Annotated in this window: 17 protein-coding genes; 7 read left to right on the top strand and 10 right to left on the bottom strand. The window is 41.0% G+C overall.

The window, feature by feature from the left end; all coding sequences use genetic code 11:
* Positions 1–18: 18 nt before the first annotated feature.
* Together RUW00_RS10820 and RUW00_RS10815 are read right to left on the bottom strand one after the other, a co-directional pair.
* Positions 19–2,136, bottom strand: a complete 2,118-nt coding sequence (locus RUW00_RS10820) for a SpoIID/LytB domain-containing protein (RefSeq protein WP_021494105.1) — start codon at positions 2,134–2,136, stop codon at positions 19–21.
* Between the two features lie 22 nt (positions 2,137–2,158).
* Entirely contained in the window at positions 2,159–2,461 is a 303-nt protein-coding gene (locus RUW00_RS10815; protein ID WP_017418804.1) for a membrane protein, read from the bottom strand.
* A gap of 178 nt (positions 2,462–2,639) precedes the next feature.
* On the opposite strand from RUW00_RS10815, the gene tagU reads away from it, so the two are divergent.
* Positions 2,640–3,560 carry a polyisoprenyl-teichoic acid--peptidoglycan teichoic acid transferase TagU gene (gene tagU / locus RUW00_RS10810; protein WP_017418803.1) on the top strand — a complete coding sequence of 307 codons (921 nt, stop codon included), beginning with the start codon at positions 2,640–2,642 and terminating at the stop codon, positions 3,558–3,560.
* Between the two features lie 51 nt (positions 3,561–3,611).
* Here the strand turns inward: tagU and wecB are convergent, their stop codons facing one another.
* Complete coding sequence (gene wecB, locus RUW00_RS10805) at positions 3,612–4,751, bottom strand: non-hydrolyzing UDP-N-acetylglucosamine 2-epimerase (protein WP_095270853.1); 1,140 nt, start codon at positions 4,749–4,751, stop codon at positions 3,612–3,614.
* A 277-nt stretch (positions 4,752–5,028) separates the two neighbouring features.
* Here wecB and galU point away from each other — a divergent pair, with 277 nt between their 5' ends.
* Positions 5,029–5,907 (top strand): UTP--glucose-1-phosphate uridylyltransferase GalU, encoded by an 879-nt coding sequence (galU, locus tag RUW00_RS10800; protein ID WP_015240700.1) that lies wholly within the window; start codon positions 5,029–5,031, stop codon positions 5,905–5,907.
* Between the two features lie 34 nt (positions 5,908–5,941).
* Here the strand turns inward: galU and tagH are convergent, their stop codons facing one another.
* The 5 genes from tagH to tagD form a co-directional block, all read right to left on the bottom strand.
* Positions 5,942–7,495 carry a teichoic acids export ABC transporter ATP-binding subunit TagH gene (gene tagH, locus RUW00_RS10795; protein WP_029972833.1) on the bottom strand — a complete coding sequence of 518 codons (1,554 nt, stop codon included), beginning with the start codon at positions 7,493–7,495 and terminating at the stop codon, positions 5,942–5,944.
* 19 nt (positions 7,496–7,514) lie between these two features.
* A complete protein-coding gene (tagG, locus tag RUW00_RS10790) occupies positions 7,515–8,342 on the bottom strand; it encodes a teichoic acids export ABC transporter permease subunit TagG (RefSeq protein WP_017418800.1) in 828 nt (275 codons plus the stop codon).
* A 154-nt stretch (positions 8,343–8,496) separates the two neighbouring features.
* Positions 8,497–10,659 (bottom strand): teichoic acid poly(glycerol phosphate) polymerase, encoded by a 2,163-nt coding sequence (tagF, locus tag RUW00_RS10785; RefSeq protein WP_021494864.1) that lies wholly within the window; start codon positions 10,657–10,659, stop codon positions 8,497–8,499.
* Positions 10,660–10,709: 50 nt separating this feature from the next.
* Positions 10,710–12,728 (bottom strand): alpha-glucosyltransferase N-terminal domain-containing protein, encoded by a 2,019-nt coding sequence (locus tag RUW00_RS10780; protein ID WP_267543515.1) that lies wholly within the window; start codon positions 12,726–12,728, stop codon positions 10,710–10,712.
* 157 nt (positions 12,729–12,885) lie between these two features.
* The gene (tagD, locus tag RUW00_RS10775; protein WP_003151361.1) at positions 12,886–13,275 is read right to left on the bottom strand and encodes a glycerol-3-phosphate cytidylyltransferase; all 390 of its coding nucleotides are present in this window, start codon (positions 13,273–13,275) and stop codon (positions 12,886–12,888) included.
* Between the two features lie 355 nt (positions 13,276–13,630).
* On the opposite strand from tagD, the gene RUW00_RS10770 reads away from it, so the two are divergent.
* Complete coding sequence (locus RUW00_RS10770) at positions 13,631–14,401, top strand: WecB/TagA/CpsF family glycosyltransferase (RefSeq protein WP_061861597.1); 771 nt, start codon at positions 13,631–13,633, stop codon at positions 14,399–14,401.
* Positions 14,402–14,433: 32 nt separating this feature from the next.
* A complete protein-coding gene (locus RUW00_RS10765) occupies positions 14,434–15,603 on the top strand; it encodes a CDP-glycerol glycerophosphotransferase family protein (RefSeq protein ID WP_160216609.1) in 1,170 nt (389 codons plus the stop codon).
* A 125-nt stretch (positions 15,604–15,728) separates the two neighbouring features.
* Here the strand turns inward: RUW00_RS10765 and RUW00_RS10760 are convergent, their stop codons facing one another.
* A complete protein-coding gene (locus RUW00_RS10760; RefSeq protein WP_095270864.1) occupies positions 15,729–18,368 on the bottom strand; it encodes an N-acetylglucosaminidase in 2,640 nt (879 codons plus the stop codon).
* Positions 18,369–18,489: 121 nt separating this feature from the next.
* Entirely contained in the window at positions 18,490–19,440 is a 951-nt protein-coding gene (manA, locus tag RUW00_RS10755) for a mannose-6-phosphate isomerase, class I (RefSeq protein ID WP_280144672.1), read from the bottom strand.
* Positions 19,441–19,659: 219 nt separating this feature from the next.
* Here manA and gerBA point away from each other — a divergent pair, with 219 nt between their 5' ends.
* Genes gerBA through RUW00_RS10740 form a run of 3 tightly spaced genes read left to right on the top strand, consistent with a single transcriptional unit; the run spans position 19,660 to position 23,350 of the window.
* Positions 19,660–21,111, top strand: a complete 1,452-nt coding sequence (gerBA, locus tag RUW00_RS10750) for a spore germination protein GerBA (protein WP_029972839.1) — start codon at positions 19,660–19,662, stop codon at positions 21,109–21,111.
* 5 nt (positions 21,112–21,116) lie between these two features.
* Positions 21,117–22,223 (top strand): GerAB/ArcD/ProY family transporter, encoded by a 1,107-nt coding sequence (locus tag RUW00_RS10745; RefSeq protein WP_014419033.1) that lies wholly within the window; start codon positions 21,117–21,119, stop codon positions 22,221–22,223.
* Positions 22,220–23,350 carry a Ger(x)C family spore germination protein gene (locus RUW00_RS10740; RefSeq protein WP_014419034.1) on the top strand — a complete coding sequence of 377 codons (1,131 nt, stop codon included), beginning with the start codon at positions 22,220–22,222 and terminating at the stop codon, positions 23,348–23,350. The genes RUW00_RS10745 and RUW00_RS10740 overlap by 4 nt, the downstream gene beginning before the upstream one ends.
* Positions 23,351–23,353: the final 3 nt, after the last annotated feature.

The following is a 23,353-nucleotide window of genomic DNA, read 5'->3' as shown; positions in this document are numbered from 1 at the left end:
CCTCCTGCTCTTGTTTATTTAATAGTCAGTCAATGTAGTGCCCGGATAATAAAATTTTAAAATTGAACTATATGAATCTCCTGAATCCGCTCTTGCCTTAGCGCCGTATTGGCTCATGCCGATGCCGTGTCCATATCCCTTTCCGCTGATTGTAAAAGCAGAACTGTTTTGACTGACGGTCACATAAGTGCTTTTAAACACGGAGGCTCCGATCATCGTTCTCAATTCAGTCACCGGCACAGTCATTGCAGATGTTTTATTTGCCTCGTAATTTCCATTGTTTTGTTTGACAGCGTAATTCACTTTCAAAGTTGCTGTTTTAGCCCGCTGTCCTTTAGTTGTTCCGCTGAATGTAAGATCTTCTATTTTTAAAATTTTAATGGCGGAAGCGCCTGTTTCCTTATTTTTCAGAATCCAATTTTTAATACCGCTCAGTTGAGCTGCATTTGTCTCATTCTTTGAAGCAAACCAAGAGGCCGGCTTATTTACATCAATTGAATCCGGATTGATTTGCTGCTTAGAAAGCGTCAGACTCCAGGCAGTTTGAGGATCTTTTGTGTCTTTTTTCGCAGTTAAATAAGGAACGCTTGAACCCCATACTTCGTCGCTTGATTCTGTATAACCGCCATTACTCGATGAATAAGCCGCCGTAATTAAATTCCCTTTGTAAGTCAGCACCTTATTTTTTGTCTGCTGCACCGCTTTCGTTGTATTGGCATTCCAGCTGTACCCGCCATATACTTGAAAAGCAGTAGTATCAGCAACAGTGCTCCCGGTCTTCGTAATTGAGTATGTTCTTGCCGCAACCGTTTGCGCCTTCAGCGCTTCAAGAGACCAGCTTGCAGGCATTTCATTCGGTACGACACCTTTTAAATAATCTTCAAAAGGAATGTTTTCATTTACAGGTCTGATATATTTGCCTGACTCTATTGAAAAATTAACCGTCCCCAAGTATTCTTTTCCATTCAAACTGATCCGGTTGGATTCATTGTACGTTTCCGGTTTTATTCTCAATGAATTCCCATATGTTTTAATATGATTAAGATTTAACTTTCCATTATTGATTTGTAAGTTGTATGTGCTTCCGCCGGCTAAGTAAAAATGGTTTGAAAGCTCATTTTCAACACCGGCGGAAATGGAGCTTGTACTTCCGATAAAGTCGTATGCATACGACGCCTTCTCTTTTGTCACTGATTTAGCTGCTGAAGGAACATCATCTTGTTTGATATATAATATTTGGCTGTTTTTTTTGGCGGCTAAAGAAGCGCCAACCAGGACATCAGCATATTTCGTTCCATTAGTCATGACGGCTTTATCAGCCTTCAACTTTAGCTGATTAATGATATTAGCAGTCAATTCATACCGTGTTGATCCGGGTATTCGCTGCACAGTTGAAGTTTTTTTAATTTGATTTTCTACAGCATCACTCACGCTGAACGAACTCCCGATAATTAAGACTTGCTTCGGAAGATCATAATCCGGCAATTTATCCTTTTCAGTCAGTAGAATGGGATAGCCGTTTGCAGCGGCATACGGAGCAATGGCTAAAGCGTCTTGAAAAACATTACCTGTTACAACAATTGCTTTATCGTAATTTCCCATTTGTTTTGCAATGTTTTCAGACAGAACATAACGGTTTTTCCCGCTGATTCTTTTCACAGCTCCATAAGACTTAAGCTTATTTTCAACGTCCTTTGAAATACTTTTAGCCCCGCCGATGACCAGAATATTATCGGGATTGAACTTAGCAATCTGTTTTTCTGTTGTTTTTGTCAAAGTGTCCGGCTGTGTAAATAACACCGGCGCATCCAATTTTTTTGCCAGAGGAATTACTGGTAATGCATCGATAAAAACATCACGATTGACGAGAATAACGGTTTTAGGATTCGTCCATTGGGAGTCAGATGCAAGAGCCGCCGTCTCATATCGGGATGCCCCCGAAAAGCGGTTGGTTACAGACACATGATCACCGGTAACCTGATAAAAACCGGTTGGAGATAAAGAAATGCTTGATTGATTTCCTATGTAATTTGTCAGCTTAACAGATATATTTGAATCTGCCGCAAAGGAAACCGCCGGTATAAGCAATATAACAACAGCTAGAGTCAGTCCTATTAAATGTTTGCAAGTTTTCAAGATTACAGCGTCCCCCTGTTCATTAATTTGCCGGTTCGATATCCTTCAGCATAAGCTGTCCCTTGCTATTTTTTTGATATTTTACTGTCACTTTGTCGCCATTATCCAAATTCTTAACATCGTCGGCTGATTCTTCAGTGATATCAAAACTTACCGGTTCATGATCCACAGTGACTTCTATTGTATGAGTATCCGCCAGTCCTACATAAGTGCCCTCTTTCGTTACCAGCTTTTCACCCGCATCCTCGCCCTGAGATTTTTCATTATTAACTCCGCACCCGGCGAGAAGCAGTATAAAGAACAAACATCCGAAAATTTTTTTCATTTTTTTCACCTCATTATGGATTATCGACAATATATTATCTATTTTAAAGAAAAATTAAGAAACATTGAAACTTTTTTCGATAACATTCGACTATATTAGGATTTATTGTATTCTATTATAAAATATTTCATTTACTGGAAGTTAGATTTCCAATTTAAAACAGATGGGGTGTATTGAGATGAGAAGTAAACGAAGAAAAAAGAAAAAGACTTTGTTACTGGTCTTTCTGACAATCATCGGCATTTTTATTTTAGTTTCCGGCGGCTTTACATACTATCTATGGCATAAAGCGGCATCAACCGTCGCCAGTATTCACGAAGACATTAACAAATCGAATAAACGCAGCACTGAGGTGAAAATAAATAAACAAGAACCGTTCTCTGTCTTGATCATGGGAGTGGACGAACGTAAAAATGATAAAGGAAGAGCCGACTCGCTCATTTACCTTACTGTCAATCCAAAGACAAAAACAACGGAAATGGTCAGTATTCCGCGTGACACTTATACAAAAATTATCGGCAAAGGCACGATGGATAAAATCAATCATTCATATGCATTTGGCGGTACGCAAATGGCAGTAGATACTGTGGAGAATTTCTTGAACCTTCCTGTAGATTATTTCATTAAAGTAAATATGGAAAGCTTTAAAGATGTCGTTGACACTTTAGGAGGCATCACTGTCAACAGTACATTCGCTTTCAACTATGACGGTTATTCCTTCAGCAAAGGCAATATTTCATTAAACGGTGATGAAGCCCTCGCTTACTCACGAATGAGAAAAGAAGATCCTAAAGGGGATTTCGGGCGCCAAGACAGACAGCGGCAGATTATAGAGGGTATTATCAATAAAGGGGCAAGTATCTCTTCTGTCACGAAATTCGGAGATATGTTTAAAGTAGTAGAGAACAATGTAAAAACGAATTTAACCTTTGATGATATGTGGGATATTCAATCCGGCTATAAAGATGCCCGCAAGAAAGTGATTCAGCATGAGTTGAAGGGTGACGGCACTAAAATCAACGGAATTTACTATTATAAAGCAGATGAAAACGGTCTTGCTTCCATTACTAAAGAATTGAGAAGTAGCCTCAACCTTTAAACTAATGCAGAAAAAGCAGCTTCGCATACATTATGCGGAGCTGCTTTTTTGTTACACCTTGAAAGAATCAGGACGCTCTGAACGCAGTCCGAATTGATAGAGCAGCCCCTCAGCAATCCTTCTTGACGCCATGCCATCTCCATAGGGATTAGATGCCCGCGACATTTTTTCATATTCCTGCTTGTCTGTCAGCAGCTGTTTTGCCATCTGATAAATCGTTTCTTCATCAGTACCGGCTAATTTCAGAGTGCCCGCCTCCACTCCTTCGGGCCGTTCAGTCGTATCGCGCAATACGAGAACCGGCTTTCCTAAGGAAGGAGCTTCCTCCTGAACGCCTCCTGAATCAGTTAAAATAAAATACGACCTTGACGCAAAATTGTGGAAATCAATCACTTCAAGAGGTTCAATTAAATGGACGCGCTCCGAATCACCAAAGTGCTTATCAGCAGCTTCACGTACAGCGGGATTCAGGTGTACCGGATAAACGACTTGCACATCGCTGAATTCATCTGCGATCCGGCGGATGGCTTTAAACATAAGTTCCATCGGCTGACCTAAATTTTCCCGGCGATGCGCCGTCAGTAAAATCATTCTGTCATTGCCGATTTTTTCAATAATGTTATGGGAGTATTCAGAGTGAACCGTTGTATGCAAAGCATCAATCGCTGTATTTCCGGTAACAAAAATGGAGCTTTCTTTTTTATTCTCATTCAACAAATTTTGCTTCGCTTGCTGAGTCGGAGCAAAGTGGATATCAGCAAGCGAGCCGGTCATTTGGCGATTCAATTCTTCCGGAAAAGGTGAATATTTGTTGCCCGTGCGCAATCCGGCCTCCACATGTCCGACTGCAATCTGGTGATAGAAAGCTGCAAGGCTTCCGGCAAAGGTTGTTGTCGTGTCACCATGAACAAGAACAATATCAGGTTTGATTTCCTTAAACAGGCCGTCCAGTTTTACCAGGGCGTTTGAAGTAATTTCAGCCAGCGTCTGCCGTTCTTTCATAATATTCAAATCAAAGTCAGGCTTAATTTGAAATGCGTGAAGAACTTGATCCAGCATTTGTCTATGCTGGGCAGTCACAGTGACATATGATTCTATTTCAGGGCGTTTTTTTAATTCGAGCACAAGGGGCGCCATTTTTATCGCTTCAGGCCTTGTACCGAATACCGTCATGACTTTAAGTTTTTTCATGTCTCTTTCTCCTGTATCAAGTTTGTGATCATTTTTCATTATCAACCCATTTTACACGATATGATCCGCCAGTTAAATATCTTGTATTATTTTTCCCATAAATGAAAAAGGATATATCATTAAGGCTTTACGGATAAAACTTGTTTAATAATGGTTTATCTTATATCATTAAAAGTGTTAAAAATGAAATATCGGGTATACAGAAAATATCAGCAAGCCTGAGTCTGTATAGATATCTTAACTTATATTTAAGTGACGCTAAGGAAGGTGCTTTAAAGTGAAAAAAGTACGCAAAGCCATAATTCCCGCTGCAGGTTTAGGGACACGCTTTCTGCCGGCAACAAAAGCCATGCCGAAAGAGATGCTTCCGATTGTAGACAAACCAACGATTCAATACATAATTGAAGAAGCGGTTGAAGCGGGTATTGAAGACATTATTATTGTTACGGGAAAAAGCAAGAGAGCCATTGAAGACCATTTTGATTACTCACCAGAGCTGGAAAGAAACCTAGAAGAAAAAGGGAAAGTCGAACTCTTAGAAAAAGTCCGAAAAGCCTCTAATCTTGCTGACATTCATTATATCCGGCAAAAGGAGCCAAAAGGTCTTGGACATGCCGTTTGGTGCGCACGTAATTTTATCGGTGACGAGCCATTCGCCGTCCTTCTCGGAGATGATATCGTTCAAGCTGAAAAACCAGGGCTTCGCCAGCTGATGGATGAATATGAAAAAACACTTTCTTCTATTATAGGGGTTCAGCAAGTGCCTGAAGAAGAAACCCATCGTTACGGAATTATTGATCCGCTGACAAGTGAAGGCCGCAGATATCAGGTGAAGAACTTTGTTGAGAAGCCGGCTCAAGGGACTGCTCCGTCCAATCTGGCAATACTGGGACGTTATGTCTTCACTCCTGAAATCTTCATGTACCTTGAAGAACAGCAAATTGGTGCCGGAGGAGAAATTCAGCTTACAGACGCTATTCAAAAGCTGAATGAAATCCAGCGGGTTTTTGCTTACGATTTTGAGGGCAAAAGGTATGATGTTGGTGAAAAACTGGGTTTTATTACCACTACATTAGAATTTGCGATGCAGGATCGTGAACTGCGTGATCACCTTATCCCTTTCATGGAAGACCTGTTAAGAAAAGATGAATTATAAGAAAAAAAGCTGTTGGATTTATTCCAACAGCTTTTTATTTTATAATGCAGGTTAAAGTTTGATTATCGTTATTGATAATAAAAGCGTATTTATCATTTGCCGCAATAAATTGCCGATCACTGCTGCCCTTTATAACATCTTTATTATTCAGGGATAGATCTGCCGGAGTAATAGCTGATATTCCTCTGAAAACAAGCTGCTCGGCCTTGCCATTATTCACTACATAACTGACCTCGCCATTTTTAAGATATAGCATCTCCCGGCCGTTCACCACTTCTTTCTGCAGCTCTTTCATTTCTTGCTGAATATCATTAACGCGCTCACCGAGATGTGACACAAGTTGATCAGTATCACCCTGCTTTACATACGGAGAAAAAGCGGATGCTTTCACATTTGAACTTTTTTCGTTATAGACCGCTGCATTTTCCGGGATATAGTACGTTTTATTATTGACCTCAATCTTTGCTGATTGCCTGTCTTCAGATACCACTTTCACCTGAGCACCGAACGGAATAAGGAAGTCCGCCTTTTTTTTCAGCTCTGTATCTTTATAGGCCTGCGTCTGGTCTTTTAATACGAAACCTTTTTTGTTCACCAATATCTGGTCTTTCCCCTTGTTAACATCATCTTGATATCCGATCTTACCGAAGGAAGCGATAGTACGAAGCGGGGCGCTGAAAAACATGGTTCCTGCCATAAACACAAGCAGTATTGATAAAATAGCAATTTGAATAGCATTGACTGCTGATCCGGATTTACTATTTTTCTTTTGTTCCTTCACAATTGCCTGCTGCTCAGGCGATTCTTTTTTACGTTCAGCAACCTGATCTTTCTTATATTTCTCTTTGTCTTTTTTGGAGAGTTTATTAAACCAATCGATAAATGCTTTGTACTCTTTGACGACGGTTTCAGTGTCGTCGAACATTCTTAATTCACCATAGTGCATCCAAGCCACACGGTCACACATTTTTTCAATCTGACCAATGGAATGACTCACAAAGAAAATGGTTTTTCCTTGTTCTTTAAATTCCTGGATCCGGTCAACACACTTCTGATAAAATGTCTGGTCTCCTACGGAGAGGGCTTCATCAATGATTAAAATATCCGGATCTATATGCACGGAAATAGCAAAACCAAGGCGGGACTTCATACCGCTTGAATAGTTTTTCACCGGCTGATTAATAAAATCACCGATCTCAGCAAACTCAACTATGCTTTCATACATCTCATCGATTTCTTTATTTGTCAGCCCCATCATTAAACATTTAAGCCTTATGTTATCCCGGCCCGTCAAAGCATTATTTAAACCGGCTGCAATCGCAATCAGCGACGGCTGGCCGTTCATTTCAATTTCACCGCTTGTCGGCGGTATCACTTTTGCAAGCAGATTGGACATCGTCGATTTACCCGATCCGTTAATTCCCACAAAGCCGATTGTCTCCCCTTCATATACATCAAAGGAGACATTTCGCACAGCGAAAAAACCGTTATCTTTAGCAGGGAAAAACAAACCTTTTATTTTATCCGACTGTTTTTCATAAAGATGATACTGCTTTGAAACATTTCGAAACGAAACCTTTAGTTTCATCGTACAATCTCCTTACGTATTAAAGAAAGTCAATAAACTTATCTCTGAATTTCATGTGTAAAACAGAACCGACTGTTAACAAAAATAAGGTGAACAGCCAGAAATACAGTGTATATTTCACATCTTGAAAGAACCACTGACCATCTAATAAGCTGTTCCTGAAACCGTCAATTATATAAAAAAGCGGATTCAGCTTCAAGACAGGAACCAATTCCGGGTGAGCTGCCCCCAGCTTTGAGTTAATATCCCAAAAAACCGGCAGGAGGAAAAACAAAAGTCTTGTCACTGCCTGCAGAAGAAACTGATAGTCTCGGATCAGCACGCTGATTGTCGAATTAAACAAGCTGAACGAAAATAAGAAAGCCATCAGACAAACAAAATAATAAATATATTGAAGCCAATGAAGGCTCGGATAGATTCCGCTGGCGAGCAATGCAATGATATAGATCACCATCATAATTGCATAACTGAACAAATTAGAAGCGATGGCGACAGACGGCAAAGAACTGATTGGAAAATTCATTTTAGCCACCATTTTAATTCTTTTAAATACACTATTTGATCCGTCTAATATTGTCGGACTTATAAAAAACCACGGTATCAGACCTGCAAGCATCCACAAAATAAAAGGCACTTCTCCGGCACCTGTAGCCATCGGCCCCCCTTTTCTGATCCCCAATCCAAAAACAAACCAATAAGCAAGCATTTGAATAAGAGGATTTAAAAACTGCCATAAAACGCCTAAATAATTCATTTGATATTTAGACTTTGTTTCGTAGGCTGCTAAACGCATGATTAAAGGAAATGATGTTACTTGCTCTTTTAGTATTTTCACTACAGCATTCATTTTAATCTTCCTTAGGTTGATTTGATTTTATAAAGCATCGCTGATAATTGTACCAGAAATCAAATTTTTTTTCACTTTCAAGCCGCATGCAAATGCTGCTAAAAGGTTTGTAAAGCATAATAGAAAAACCCCTTGATACAAAGGGGTTTTTCTATTATTCAGATTCAAACACAATTTTCACGACTTTCTCAGAAGAATGTCCTGACTCAAGATAACAGAATTTGTCATAAAAAGGTTTGAATGAAACCGGGTGCTGATAATCCGGTGATGAAATATGTTTGATTGCCTCGATCGTTTCCTCTGTCGTTTTCACTAACGGACCAGGAGCATCTTTCTCAAAATCGAAATAAAACCCTCTGAGTTTATCCCGGTATGTTTCAATATCGGGAACAAAAAACAGCATCGGGCGTTTCAGATTTGCAAAATCGAAAAATACAGAAGAGTAATCGGTAATTAACAGATCTGAAATCATATACAATTCCCGAATATCTTCGTGTGCAGAAAAGTCGTAAGCAAACCCTTCAAACGGACCGAGGTCAAAATTTTCGGCCACAAGATAATGCATTCTCAGAATAACGAGATATTCATCTCCGAGCTCTTCCCTTAATTTATGCAGGTCTAAATCAAGGTCAAATTTATAACGGCCTTTAGCATAAAACTGGTCATCTCTCCATGTCGGCGCATAAAGAATGATTTTCTTATCCTCAGGCAGGTTTAACCTTCTTTTTATCGCTGTGATTGTCTCATTATTATTATCATTATGAAGAAAATCATTTCTCGGATAACCTGATTCAATCATAGTTTTATCGAATTGGAAGGCGCGCGCAAATATCTCAGACGAGTAGGCATTAGGAGAAATTAAATAATCCCAATTGGATGCCTCTTTAATAAAATTCTTTTTATATTTTTTCGTATTAGTACCCGGCATATGAACTTCTTCCATATCCATTGCAAGTCTTTTTAAAGGCGTGCCGTGCCATGTTTGAAGATAGGTTGTATGTTCCGGCTTTGGAATCCATAAAGGCAGACGGCTGTTGACGACCCAATATTCTGCCCGCGCCATAGCAAACAGCCACTTGATAGAAAGCCTGTTAATGTATTGAATGCCCTTCTCTTTAAAAGGCGCTGCATACTGTTTATTTACGCTCCAATACATTTTATATTCAGGATGATTGATTTGCATGTATTCATAAATGGCTCTCGGATTACAGCTGTATTGTTTGCCGTTAAAGCTTTCAAAAATAATGGTCTTGCTTTTAACAGGCATTTTGCTCGCCATTCTGAAAACAACTTTATAACCTTTCGTAATAAGGGAATTTCTGCGTTTTTTCAGTTTTTTCATTTTGGAAATGAAACGTTTTTTCTTCCCTTTTATGAAGTATCTCATCCTTGTTTTCAGGCTGTAGTCGTTCACACGGATACAGACAGTCTGCTTTTTCTTCTTTTTATATACCTCATACCTGACCGGTCCGCTGTCTTTATTCACAACGCTTATGAGGCCTTTCAGTTTATTTTTTCTGTCTCCGAGCACAAGCGGAGTGCTGCTGAGAACAATAGGTTCAGCTTCGTCGTTTTCACAATGAAACTCCATAAACATACGGTAGACAAATCGTTTTTCCAGAGAATAAGGAATATCTTTTAATGGAATTTTTATTTGGAAATCAAAAATTTCAGGGGTGAATGCATCTTCCCGAAGCTGTTCAATATTCTCCGTTTTTTTCGTCATTTTAATAGGGAAATGTTTCTCTACGGGATCTTCTCCCCCTTTTTTAATGACAAATTGCAGGTTTTTAACTGAAAGCTGATTCTCCGAACTTAGATATCCTGCATACCCTGAAATCATAATCTCTTCTGCCTTCAGCTGAATCTCATCAAACTTCACAATTTTCGCTTCTCTTTTTACCTTTAAAGAGAAATTGCCCTTATCGGTTGTATAAGGTAAAATTAACAGCTCAGTCGTATGATCAAGGTGGTAGGCACGCTCAATCGCTTCAGCTTCCACGGTTAAACGCACCTGCTTCGGCTGTTCTTCTTCCGCTGCCGGTTCCCCCAGTACCACATAAAAATCATAAGTCTGTCCCATTTCTAAAGGTTCAGGAAACGAGTGAATATTAATTGATGCACTGTATTGAGCCGGGCTCTCTTTCTCTAAAATAACAACATCCTCGGCTCCGGAACGCCGTTCTTTTAATTTTAAATAACATTTCACTTCCTCAGCTAACGGTTCTTCGCTTTCAAGTGAAATAGAGAGTGCCAGGTCTCCCACATTATTTTTTAAGCTTTTCAAAATACATTTGCTCACGGTATTTTCATCCATACTTATTTTCTGCTCCTCTGAATTAAAGCTCTTCACTTAACCGATTTCACTTAATCGATGTGATCCTTTTTGTTTAATTTAATAGAGAAATTCCCTTTCACAGTCGTATAAGGTTCGAAAGTATATCCGTTATTCATAAACCGATCTTTTTCGCCGAAATTGACTTCACGGCTGGATACCCTTCTTAGAATACGGATATGGTTAGCTGTTATATATTGAATGTAAAAGTCAAGAACCGAAGTATGATTTGCGTCAATTTTTTCTTTTTGGATGTCCTTTTCAAAATCTATATAAAATGGCTGAGCCGGTTGATCAGCGGATACGGATATGATTTCAGATTTGTTTTTCCGATCAATCCCAACCATTCGGACTTTTTCAAATGCATCATTCTGGTCAGACACTGAAACGCTGATCGCTAATCCGTTGGCATTTTTTTCAAAAGATGTGATCGGGTGTTCTTTAGAACCGACTTTTTCAGCAAGCCGTTCCTTTTCTTTTCTCACTTCAACCATTTTGAAAAGAGCATATGACCAATTTTTAATATAGTTTGGTTTAGAGTATTTCTCCGCCATTTTAAAGGCTAGACGTGAAAATTGTTTGTGAGTGCTGTCATCTCTCATTAAAGAGATAATGGCCTCAGCCAGCTTTTCTATATTATATTGTTCAATTACATAGCCGTTTACTCCATCTTCTACCAAGCTTCTGGCACCGTAATCGTAATCGTAAGTTACGACCGGGCATCCATTGCTCAATGCTTCCATATTGGACAGACCGAAGCCTTCAAAGTGAGAAGTTGAAATTGTCAGCCACGCTTTTTGAAACTCGTAATCAGGGTTGTTCGTGTAGCCTTTCAGCAATACATTATTCTTGAGGTTTTGAGCTTTTATTTCCTTTTTGATTTTCTCTGTTTCTCCTCCAGAACCGAATATTTCCAGTTTCGCATCCGGGATTTCATTTACAACAAGTTTGAACGCTTTAACGGCATGCGTCAGGTTTTTCATTGGTACAATCCGAGAGATAATAACCGCTTTATTTCGTTCGCTCGGAACTTTCAAAACCTCTTCATCGAGCGGTTTATTAATCGTATGCGGTGTAAAAAAGAATGTCTCTTTTTCCCCTGAAATCAAACTGAAATCTGCAATCTGCTCCTCAGTGATAAAAAATACGGCATCAAGGTTATTTATTTGGCCGAAAAGTTCTTTATAGCGTCCTTTGATCTGGAACTTATTATCACCATAATGTTTATTGTGAATAATCGCCGCATAATAAGATGACGGCGCTTTTTTCACTCTGAAGACATGTTTATCCTGTAGTCTGCTGTCGACCAGAAATAGTTTAGGCCGATCGTTCTCTTTTTGGAGAATATCAATCCAATAACTGCGCAACTCAAATTCATCTTTAAAGGTTAAAGGGTCTTCTTCTGAGTACCAAGTAAAATGTGTGAATTTGACTGCTTCATTTTGGTCATCCCACATGAAGTGCTTTTCCAGATAAACGACATTTTCGCTGTTGATAAACTCCTGAAGGAAGATTTGATTCGTCTTTGTATCAAAATGAGAGACAATGACGGGGTTTCCTTCTTTAGTGTATTCTTCCCTTTTGATTACTTGTTTTTCATCATTCAGGTAATCTACGTAACGCACGTCATCACTGCCTGAATAATAGGAAAGATTATAATCGTTTGATGATTTTCCGAACATTTTTGAGATAGTTTTGCTTACTTTCCCCTTGCTGACATGTTTTTTTATTTGATTCAGCTCAATTTTCTCCGAATAAATCCGCTTGCCTTTTGTTCTTTTACTTAAAAAGTCATCATACATGTTGATAACTTGTGTATATTGAGGGTCGGTTTTCTTTCTTTCAAAGAGTTCGTTTTTTTTTCTCCGAAATTCCAAATCAAATTTAAAAGTAAGAAAGGCGGTATTCTTTTGACTCTCTTCTCCGAATAGTTTAGAACGCAATAATAGTGATTTGGTCAGACCTCCGTAATCATCCGGGAGGCCTCCTGAGATAAAATAATACATCATATCGGGAAGCTCATTATTATCGTTAATAGGCTGATTGGACAAATTTTTTCTCCCTTTCACCATATGGAATTTAGTAAAACACTGCAAAATAATACTATTCCCTCAGATTATTATAACAAACCTATTTAAGCATCAAAAAGTACTCCTTATCAGCAAATAAGAAGTACTTTGAACAGTTCATGCATTCAATAATTCCGTATTACACCCCGGCAATTTCTTTTTTTATCTGTGTGGTGGAAATGCCTTCGGTTCTAGGGAGGTAGATGACTTCGCATTGATCTTTAAGGAAATCGAATTTGCCTTCCCAATCGTCTCCCATTACGAACACGTCGATGTTGTGATCCGCTACGTCACGTACTTTTTGATCCCAGCTGTTTTCCGGAATGACTTCGTCGACATAACGGATCGTTTCCAGAATCAGCTTTCTGTGTTCATAGCTGTGGTAGGCCTTTTTTTGTTTTTGCAGGTTGAACTCGTCTGTTGAGATGGCAACAACAAGGTAATCTCCAAGCTGCTTTGCGCGCTCAAGCAGTTTAATATGACCCCAATGCAGTAAATCAAACGTTCCGTAAGTAATGACCTTCTTCATGAAACAAAAGCTCCTTTCTATCATCATACGTATAACAAGCAACTGCTCTGAAATGCTGCGCAGCTGTATCCTTAATCACTAAAGTGCCAATTTCGTACTCATGGAACCTCATTATATCACATAGCCCTGAAAAGGTTAAGCCAATGTAAAACGAAGTTAAATTCCACTTATTAACAAATGTTATTACAATAGGAGTTTAGCAGGTTTTTTGCGCGTATGATTAAAGAAATTGTTATCTTATTTATATTTTTGTAAAACTATTGTTAAGTTTATCTGAAGGTATTATGTTAAAATAAAGCTTAGCCTAAGTCACGAAAAAGTGAAAGAAAATCCCGTACAAAAAGGAGGACGGCAGATGCAGACTGAAATGGTGCACAACCTTTCTTATGTTAATGGAAATTTACAGGAGTTTATTTCATATTTAGACACTTATTATATCGCACAGAAGCAAGGAGCCGTCATTGCGACGGTCAATCCTGAGATCGGATACGCTGCGGCGAAAGACAAAGGTTATCATCAAGTCATTTCTTCCGCGGATTTCGTCCTGCCGGATGGTATCGGCGTCGTGTTAATGTCACGTTTGACGCAGCACCCGCTGAAATCAAGAATTGCGGGATTCGATGTGTTTCTTGCGCTGCTCGGCCTCGCAAACCGGCAGTCTAAAAAAATATTTTTATACGGAGCTAAACAAGACGTGCTTGACGCCGTTTTGAACCGGATCAGCAAAGAGTATCCGAATATTGAGGTTGTCGGAGCCAGCAACGGTTATGAAGCGGATAAACGCTTCGTCGCCAAACAGATTTCCCGGGCGAAACCCGATCTCGTGTTTGTCGCCTTAGGATATCCCCATCAGGAACAATTTATTTATGAACACAAACATCTTTTCCCTCAGGCTGTATCGATCGGTTTGGGAGGAAGCTTTGATGTGTTCAGCGGAACGGTGAAACGCGCCCCTGAATGGATGATCAAAACGAATCTGGAATGGCTGTACAGACTGGTGACGAATCCGTGGAGATGGAAAAGGATGCTGAACATTCCGAAGTATGCTTTTACCGTTTTGAGAAATAATAAATCAAATAAAAGCCTGTATTCCAAGCAGGCAGAAGATCAAACGAAACAGCTTTAAACAAATAAAACAGCAAAAGAGATTGGTAATCTATGAACTTGCGATCTTTATTCGCCGCTTTTTATTCTATATATCTGTCTGTTCTCGGCGTTTTGTTCAAGCCTGTAAAGCCCAAGAACCATCTGACCCTGCTGGTATCTTTTGAAGAGAATGCGCAGGCTCTCATCCGTTCTTACAAAGCGCACGCTGAATCGCTTTCTTATGAAATGACGGTTTTGTATACGAGACACGCCGTCAGTCTGAAAAAAGAGCTGGAAGGTGTCGGCTCTTTTTATCTGAACGAAAAACATCCGCTGCATCTTTTGAAGGCTGTTTTGATCCTTTTTAAAAGCAAAGTGGTGATAACGGATAACTATTTCCTCATGACAAGCGTCTTAAACCGCCGGCCGCAAACGACATGCATTCAGGTGTGGCATGCGAACGGCTCTTTGAAAAAGTTCGGCCTTGAGGATGTGACGAATCAAAACCGTCCGGCATCAGATATCAGCCGTTTTAAAAAAGTGTACCGCTCGTTTGACTTTGTCACCGTCGGTTCGGACGCGATGGCTGACGTTTTTAAAAAGTCGTTCGGCTTACGGGACGGCCAGCTGTTAAAAACGGGTATCCCCCTGACTGACGTCTATTATGAAGAACACAAGCCGGAACTGAAGCACAAATGGCCGAAAAAAATCATCCTGTACGCACCGACATTCAGGGATTATGATATGCAGTCCTTTCGGCTGCCATTCACCGAAGAACAGCTCACAAACGCGTTAAACGGAGAGTATATGCTGCTTGTAAAGCTTCATCCTGCCGTTTTGCATCAGATTTCGGCTTCGTTTGAAAGCGAACTGATCAAGAACGTGTCTGACATGCGTCTTCATGATCTCTTGAAAGCGGCTGATATTTTAATTACGGATTACTCTTCCGTGCCTTTTGAATTCGCGCTCTTAAATAAACCGATTTTCTTTTTCACGTATGATCTGGAGGAATATGATCAAAAACGCGGTTTAATCGACAATTATACGTCCGTCATTCCCGGAAAGGCTTGTCATGACAGCGAAGCCCTTCTGGAGGAAATGACGAAAAAGCCATTTCGTGCAGAAGAAATGAAGCGGTTCTCGGACAAATGGAATATGTATTCAGATGGGAATTCGAGCAGCAAACTGCTCCAATTTGCAGAAGAACAAATAACATACAAAAACACCTGTTCACACAATTGAACAGGTGTTTTATATATTTATATTGCCTCCATAGTGCTTAAAAATAATCGTACAAACAAAAAGACATCTGTCCAATTTAATATTGAAAAAAGCTCGGAAGTATGACTCCGAGCTCTTTAACACGTTTATTTATAGACAGGAATATCATAGTAAAGCTGATAGTTATCTAACAGACTATAGAGACTGTACATTCTATTTACCTGCTTATACGCCCAACCAATATCAGATGCATATTGGTGGCTTACAGAAGGCTCCCATCTCATTTTATACAAGGTATCTTGGTTGTATACGGCATTGTGTATATAACTCTGTCCGATAAATTTGGCCCCTCCAGTAATCGCTGCTTCAGGACTGAACCATCCTTGGTTATATGCATATTGGGCACCCTTGTTCACAGCGTCTCCGTCATATGCACCTATGCCATACATGTTATATACCTTTTTCCCATTATAGGTCACACCGTTTGCCAGCTCTGAGGTACCGTTTCCGGTCTCTAATAAAGCGTGAGAAATCAGGTAGAGCTCATTAATACTGTTAGATTCAGCTGCCTTAATAAAAGCTTCACCTTTTCCTTCAAGAATTCCTTTCCCTTTTAAAATCTTTGTATTGACTTCTGATGCTGTCAGTCCTGCATATTTCGATAACTTCAAAAACTGAAAATAACTTTTATCTGACACAGAAAAGTTTGCGGGGTTTACATAGTAGGAAACTTCTTCCTCGCTTGCTTTCCGCCAACCCATTTTAATTTTTGCCCAGTTATTCTCTACACTAATGATATTAACCTTATAACCTTTTGTCACTGTTCCTATAATATTATTGCTCTTTACCTCTGGAGTAGACCTGACATTAAGAAAATCTGCGGTTACGGTAGAATTTGCACTATTAATATAAGATAGAGATACGTAGGCACTTGAATCCGTCTGCGGGTTCGCTTTTAACTGCTTCGCGACCATTTCACTCATCGTAATATTATAATTTGTTTCCATTATTTGAGGACCGCTTTTCACCTCAACACTTGAAACTGCCCACCCATAAAGCTGCTTCACTTTGCTTGCAGCCTTATCAGCATTGCTTTTTCCTGTAAATTGTTCAGTAATCACTATACTGTATATTGGATTGTTTTTAGTAGTGTAGCTTGCTGATAAGTTCTTTGCCTTAAAGAAACTCAGTCCTTTGTTTAAAGCCGACGATGTGCTGATTTGATCTGTAACTAATTTATATTGCGTGTATGTGCTTTTGCCATTTTGTTTGGCATTGCCTTTCGCATTATTTGTTTTAAAAAAAGTTAACACACGATCTATATCTTTTTGATTTAATAAGTCACTAACAGTGACTTGATATTGCGTATAAGCGGATTTACCGGTTTTTTCATTTACTGCCGTTAATTTTTTTGTCTTGAAGAAAGATTTGACTTGATTAATCTTAGCTGTGTCCAGCAAGGCTTCTGTCTTAATTTTATAAGTTATTCCTTTTGGTTGTTTTATAGATTTGGCAGTTGCATTAATACCGATTTTCTTTAAAGAGTTTAAACCTTTTGTTACTTTTGTTTTGTCAGCAGTCTGTTGTGATAACAGTTGATATTGATTAGCAGCTGTTTTTCCTGAATTTGATTTTGATGATTTTAATTTTTTTCTGCTAAGAAAATTTACTGCTTTATCCGCCTGTGCGTTTGTTACAGCATTTGTTATCACTTGATAAGTTGTTTGGGTTGAAGTTTTCTTTACAGCTGTATAAGTCATATGCCATCTTTTCTTCTTAAAAAAAGCTTGAAGACTTTTTAGTTTTTCCGGGCTGACATCCTTCATTTTCACAACATAATTACTTGTAGCACCAACTTTTTGGTAGGACCCTTTAACTCCTGTGTTATTTTTTATTTGGCTGATCGAATTTTTAACCATGCTCAGCCCGTTAAAATAACCCGTTTCTATATTATACGATGTGATAGTTTTTTTATTATTGATGGTTTTGTAACTGCTTTTGACGCCTGTGCTTTGTTCAAGCTGTTTGATAAGACTTTTCGCCTCATCTGCTTTATTGATCAAAGAATTCGTTGTAACAATGTAGTAAGACTGGCCTTTATCAGTCATGTTTAACGTGGCATTCAGCCCAGAATCTTTTTGAAAACTGCTTTTCACTTGGGATGCTGTTTTCTCTCCTTGAATTTTTCCGGATTGAATTTGAATGATCTCCGGTTCCTGTTCAAGTTTTTGATAATTAGCATTGACTCCAGTCTGCTTCTTTAACTCTTGAATAGCAGACTTTGCACCGGCCTCACTTGTCAGCTCAGATGTAACAATACTTATATAAGGCTGCTTCACACCATTCGGTTTAACAGTACCGGTTAATCCTGTTTCCTTTTTCATTTTATCAAGCAAGTTATTAGCCTGCTGTTCACCTGAAATAGTTCCGGAAACTGCAGTATAATAGGGCTGCTTACTGCCCGTCGGACTTGATGTTCCTTTAATGCCTGTCTGCTTCGTAAAATCGCTTAGTACGCTTTTAGCATTCGTTTCGCTTGTCAGACCTGAAGCAGATATTTGATAGTTCTTAGACGTTCCGCTCTTTTGATAGTCTGCTTTCCATCCGGTATCTTTTTTCAATTTTGTAACTGCCTGAGAAGCCTCACTTTCAGAGGCAAACTTTTGTGTTGTTTCTAACTGATAAATGGAATTGTCAATATAAGCTGCCTTTACTGAGTCTGTTATCGTGAAAAATTCAAGAGTAACCGCTGACAATAACATTGCGGCAGCCAAACTTTTTTTCATTACTTCTCCTCCTTCTCTATATTTATCTATCACACTACTACTTTTATCGGAAAGTGCTTTAATTTTTAAAGTGAAATATATATAAAAAAACTTAATCCCAGAGCTGGGATTAAGTTTGGTTTTATATATGAGAAACGATGATCGTGCAATCTCCGTTTATCGTAAAGTCAGGCATCTGATCCGGCAGTATGAAATGCGCGCCTTTTTCAAGCTTGGCGGACTTGCCTTCACAGATGATGGAGCCGCTTCCTTCTGTGACGCTGCACAGCATAAACGGAGCGTCCTGGGTCATTTCCGCCGTCCCGCTGATATCCCATTTGTATACAGAAAAATATTCTCCCTGCACAAAGGTTTTGATGGTGACGCCTTTTCTCGTTTCAGTTGATTCATCTAAAAATCCGTCCACATGAGGAACGGTCGCGGCGTTGACGGCATCGCGGATATGCAGATCACGCGTCCCGCCGTTCTGATCTGTACGCCCGTAATCATAGATCCGGTAGGCGGCCTCTGAATTCTGCTGTGTTTCAAGCACGAGCGCCCCCGCGCAAATGGCATGGATGGTTCCGCTCGGCACATAATAAAAATCGCCGGGTTTGATCTTCACGCGGCGCAGCAGGCCTTCCCAGTCACCGCTGTTAATCATGGTGACAAGTTCCGCTTTCGAACGGGCCGTGTGACCGTATATGATTTCCGCATTTTCTTTACAGTCGATAATGTACCAGCACTCAGACTTCCCCGTTTCACCCTGTCCATGCTCCTCGGCGTCATAATCGTCAGGATGGACTTTAACAGACTGATGATGTTTGACGTCCAGTATTTTCGTCAGCAGCGGAAACCGGTCCCCTTCCGTTCCGCCGAATAATTCTCTATGCTGATCCCACAGTTCCATCAAGGTTTTCCCTTGATACGGACCGCTTTTGACCGTGCTCATTCCGTGCGGATGGGCTGATATCGCCCAGCATTCGCCGGTTGTTTCTGAAGGTATGTCGTATCCGAATCGTTCGCGTAATAACGTGCCGCCCCATAGTTTTTCTTTACATACAGGCTGTAAAAAAATCGGCTCTTGCGTCATGTTCGTTCCCCTCCCCTTAAAAAGCGGCTCATATCCCATTCCCCCTGTGTCTTTTTTAAAACACGGAGGGAGCCGCGGTTAAAAACAATATGTATAAAATGGCTGACCTGCTCATTATACCATTCGGATGGGGCGGAATGCTCAGTCATTTCCTATTCCAGAATAAAATGCCTTGTTTGTCGCAAATTAAAATAACTGATGGAAAAAGGGGGGAACATTGTGACGATACATGCGGAGCTCGGCAAAAACCTTGAAGCGCTGAAAAAACGGTTCGGCCAAAGCGATGACATGATGTTTTATTCGTTTACGTACGGAAACGGCAAATGTGACGCCTGTCTTATATATATAGACGGACTGACCGACAATCAATTGCTTGCGGAATATATTATTTCGCCCGTGCAGGAGGCCGCCCGGCATCAAGAGGAACCGGCTGAAACAACGCCGTCATCCATCTCTTTCGGCTATCGTCACACCCGGCTTTCTTCACTTAAGGACGCGGAGGCAGACATTTTCTCCGGCAAATCGGTTTTGCTGGCGGAGGGATGGGAGGAAGCCCTTTCGTTTGAGACGGAAACATTTAAAATGCGTGATATTGAAGAACCGGCTTCAGAAGTACTTGAACGGGGGCCGAGGATAGGATTTGTCGAAAAGCTCCGAACGAACACGGCGCTTTTGCGAGAGCAGTCCGGTGATCCCAACCTCCAGATCAAAGAGATCACACTCGGCGAACGGACAAAAAAGCGGATCGCCGTTGCCTACATTCGGGATATCGCCCCTGATGATGTTGTAAAAGAAGTGATGAAAAGGCTGGATTCGATCACCATTGATGACATTCCGGAATCAGGAGCAATCGAACAGCTTATTGAAGATAACACGTATTCCATTTTCCCGACCGTCTTGACGACCGAACGGCCAGACCGGGTTATGGGCGCTCTTTTGGAAGGAAGGGTTTCCATTCTTGTAGACGGAACGCCTTTTACCCTTTTGGTGCCGGCTACCATTGATGAATTTATCCACTCACCTGACGATTATAATCAGCGGTGGGTTCCGGTTACCTTTCTCAGGCTGCTTCGGTATACATGCATTTTAATCACGATTTATTTACCCGGCCTTTACATATCGCTCGTTACGTTTCACACGGGGCTTTTGCCGACGAGAATGGCGGTTACGATTGCCGGGAGCAGATTGAATGTCCCGTTCCCTCCTTTTGTTGAAGCGTTCATCATGATTTTTACGATTGAGATGATCAGAGAAGCCGGACTCAGGCTGCCGAAGCCGATCGGACAGACGATCGGCCTGATCGGGGGCGTGGTGATCGGGCAGGCCGCTGTTCAGGCGAATATTGTCAGCGCGATGATGGTCATTGTCGTATCCGTTACGGCATTGGCTTCTTTTACGGCGCCCTCCTATGCGTTCAATTTTCCGCTGAGGCTCATCCGTATTTTTTCGATGATTTTGTCGGCGATATTAGGTTTATACGGACTGATCATGTGCTATCTGCTTGTCGTCGGCCATCTGATGCGTCTGAAAAGCTTCGGTCAGGACTATCTTATTCCGATCATGGCGCAGCCTGGCCAAGACTTAAAAGATACGATCGTCAGACTGCCGACGCCTCTTTTGAAAAAACGGCCGACCAGAAAAGAGACGAAAGATAAAATCAAGCAAAGGTGATCCCCATGAAAAAACCGGAAGACAAGCTGTCGTTTATGCAGACACTTCTCATGGTAAGCGGAACAATGATCGGAGCGGGCGTGTTAACACTGCCGCGCTCCGCCGCAACAGCGGACAGTCCGAGCGGATGGATCATTATTCTTGTGCAGGGTGTCGTGTTTATCGGCATCGTCCTGCTCTTTATGCCGTTTTTGCAGAAAAACAGCGGGGAAACCATATATGAGCTGAATCAAAGCATCATGGGACGCGCCATCGGTTCTCTTCTGAATTTATTCATCAGCTGTTATTTTGTCGTCACCGTCTGTTTTCAGGCCCGTTTTCTCGGTGAAGTCATCAATTACTTTTTACTGAAAAATACGCCGATGGGTGTCGTCATATTCATCTTTCTGGCGGTCGGCATCTACCATGTGACCGGCGGGGTCTATCCCATTTCAAAGCTTTATGCCTATCTGTTCCCGGTTACGATCGTCATTCTGATTATGCTGCTTATATTCAGCCTGAGACTGTTTAAGCTGGATTTCGTCCGCCCGGTCATGGAAGGAGGCTACAAAAGCTTTTTTGAGATGTTTCCGCGGACCCTTTTGTATTTTTCAGGACTTGAGGTGATTCTGTATCTGGTGCCGTTTATGAAAAATCCGAAGCAGGCGAAAAAGGCTGCTGTCTTCGGCATCGCCAGCGCAGGCTTATTTTACAGCGTTACGCTGCTTGTCGTTATCGGCTGTATGTCTGTCGCTGAGGCCAAAACGGTGACGTATCCGACCATTTCCCTGATTCACGCCTTAGAAATCCGGGGTATTTTCATTGAGCGGTTTGATATCTTTCTTTTAATCACGTGGACATGCCAGCAGTTTACCTGTATGCTCGGCTCTTTTAAAGGGGCGCATATCGGATTAAACACCATTTTCAGACTGAAAAATAAAAACAATGCCTGGCTGATGGGGAGCTTATTGGCAGTGACATTCGGCCTTTCGATGTACCCCGATGATATCAACAGCGTGTTTGCATTCGCGAATATTCTCGGGTATACGTTTTTTGCCGTCATTATGATTCCTTTTCTCATCTGGTTTGTCAGCTGGATGAAAAAAATAGCCGGGAGGAAACAGACGTCATGACACTTTTCATAAAATGGGCGGCGGCGCTTTTCATACTGATGACGCTTTCAGGATGCTGGGACGCGAAGGAAGTCGAAAAGCTATCTTTCGCCCGGGGACTGGCGATAGACGAGACGAGTGACCGCCGATATAAATTAACCTATCAAAACCTGCTGCCCCAAAGTGAAAACAGCCAGGCTTCCGGCCGGCCCGTGTTTGTCAATGTGACGACGCGGGGGGATACCATTCTTGAAGCCGTCAGTGAAGTCGCTTTAAAAGATCCGCCTGTTTACAGCGATCACTTAAAAGTGCTGATATTCAGCGACAAATTGCTGGCCGACCAAAATATACTGCAGATGATGAATCATTTTATCCGCGATGATGAATTAAGGCGGAGCAGCTATCTCTTCGCGGTAAGAGGAAAAGCGTCCGATATTCTGACGGAGCCGACGCCGAATCAGCAGCAGCCCATGCCCGCGGAAAAGCTGATCGACCTTACGAACAATGGAAACTACAACGGGAAGATTTTACAACCGCTCCGAATCGGGAGAGCTTCAATTTACTGCCATAATAAACGCAGTTTTCTCATTCAGGCCGTCAGCAATCAAAAAGGAAAAACGGTGTATGACGGAGCGGCCATTATCAAAAACGCAAAACAAAACAGATTGGCGGGCTTTCTGTCACCATACGAAATACAGAGCCTGAATTGGCTCATGGGGACGATACGGGGCGGCGTGCTGCCCGCTTTGGATAAAGGGGGGCACCCGATTACCTTCGAGATCAAAAAATCAACATCCGCCATCACTCCCAGGCTGAAAAACGGGAAGCTGTCATTTCATGTAGCGGTAAAAACAAAAGGACTTTTGTCAGAGGATCAATATGCCGGAGAAGATTCATTCGATCAGCACTATTTAAACGGGCTGGAAAAGATTTTCGAAAAAAAACTGAAAAGCGATGTGAAAGAAGTCATCGATAAGCTGCAGAATCAATATGAAACGGACCCTGTCTTCTTTTCTGACAGAGTCCGCATTCAATATCCCGACTATTGGAAGAAAGTAAAGCATCATTGGGATGAGACCTTCTCCGAAGCGGCCTTTGACTATGATGTTTCCATTCAGATTACCAACTTCGGAACGATGGGACGGTAGCCT

The sequence above is a fragment of the Bacillus sp. IS1 genome, from assembly GCF_032461585.1.
Classification (GTDB): domain Bacteria; phylum Bacillota; class Bacilli; order Bacillales; family Bacillaceae; genus Bacillus; species Bacillus velezensis.
This window is presented reverse-complemented; position numbering and strand designations above follow the sequence as displayed.

What these genes read in the sequence shown, in the direction of transcription:
- RUW00_RS10770 (WP_061861597.1), top strand. Translation starts at nt 13,631, where the DNA reads ATGCAGACTGAAATGGTGCACAACCTTTCTTATGTTAATGGAAATTTA.
- RUW00_RS10740 (WP_014419034.1), top strand. Translation starts at nt 22,220, where the DNA reads ATGACACTTTTCATAAAATGGGCGGCGGCGCTTTTCATACTGATGACG.
- wecB (WP_095270853.1), bottom strand. Translation starts at nt 4,751, where the DNA reads ATGAAAAAACTTAAAGTCATGACGGTATTCGGTACAAGGCCTGAAGCG.
- RUW00_RS10760 (WP_095270864.1), bottom strand. Translation starts at nt 18,368, where the DNA reads ATGAAAAAAAGTTTGGCTGCCGCAATGTTATTGTCAGCGGTTACTCTT.
- tagF (WP_021494864.1), bottom strand. Translation starts at nt 10,659, where the DNA reads ATGGATGAAAATACCGTGAGCAAATGTATTTTGAAAAGCTTAAAAAAT.
- RUW00_RS10765 (WP_160216609.1), top strand. Translation starts at nt 14,434, where the DNA reads ATGAACTTGCGATCTTTATTCGCCGCTTTTTATTCTATATATCTGTCT.
- tagD (WP_003151361.1), bottom strand. Translation starts at nt 13,275, where the DNA reads ATGAAGAAGGTCATTACTTACGGAACGTTTGATTTACTGCATTGGGGT.
- manA (WP_280144672.1), bottom strand. Translation starts at nt 19,440, where the DNA reads ATGACGCAAGAGCCGATTTTTTTACAGCCTGTATGTAAAGAAAAACTA.
- tagG (WP_017418800.1), bottom strand. Translation starts at nt 8,342, where the DNA reads ATGAATGCTGTAGTGAAAATACTAAAAGAGCAAGTAACATCATTTCCT.
- RUW00_RS10745 (WP_014419033.1), top strand. Translation starts at nt 21,117, where the DNA reads ATGAAAAAACCGGAAGACAAGCTGTCGTTTATGCAGACACTTCTCATG.
- RUW00_RS10815 (WP_017418804.1), bottom strand. Translation starts at nt 2,461, where the DNA reads ATGAAAAAAATTTTCGGATGTTTGTTCTTTATACTGCTTCTCGCCGGG.
- tagH (WP_029972833.1), bottom strand. Translation starts at nt 7,495, where the DNA reads ATGAAACTAAAGGTTTCGTTTCGAAATGTTTCAAAGCAGTATCATCTT.
- tagU (WP_017418803.1), top strand. Translation starts at nt 2,640, where the DNA reads ATGAGAAGTAAACGAAGAAAAAAGAAAAAGACTTTGTTACTGGTCTTT.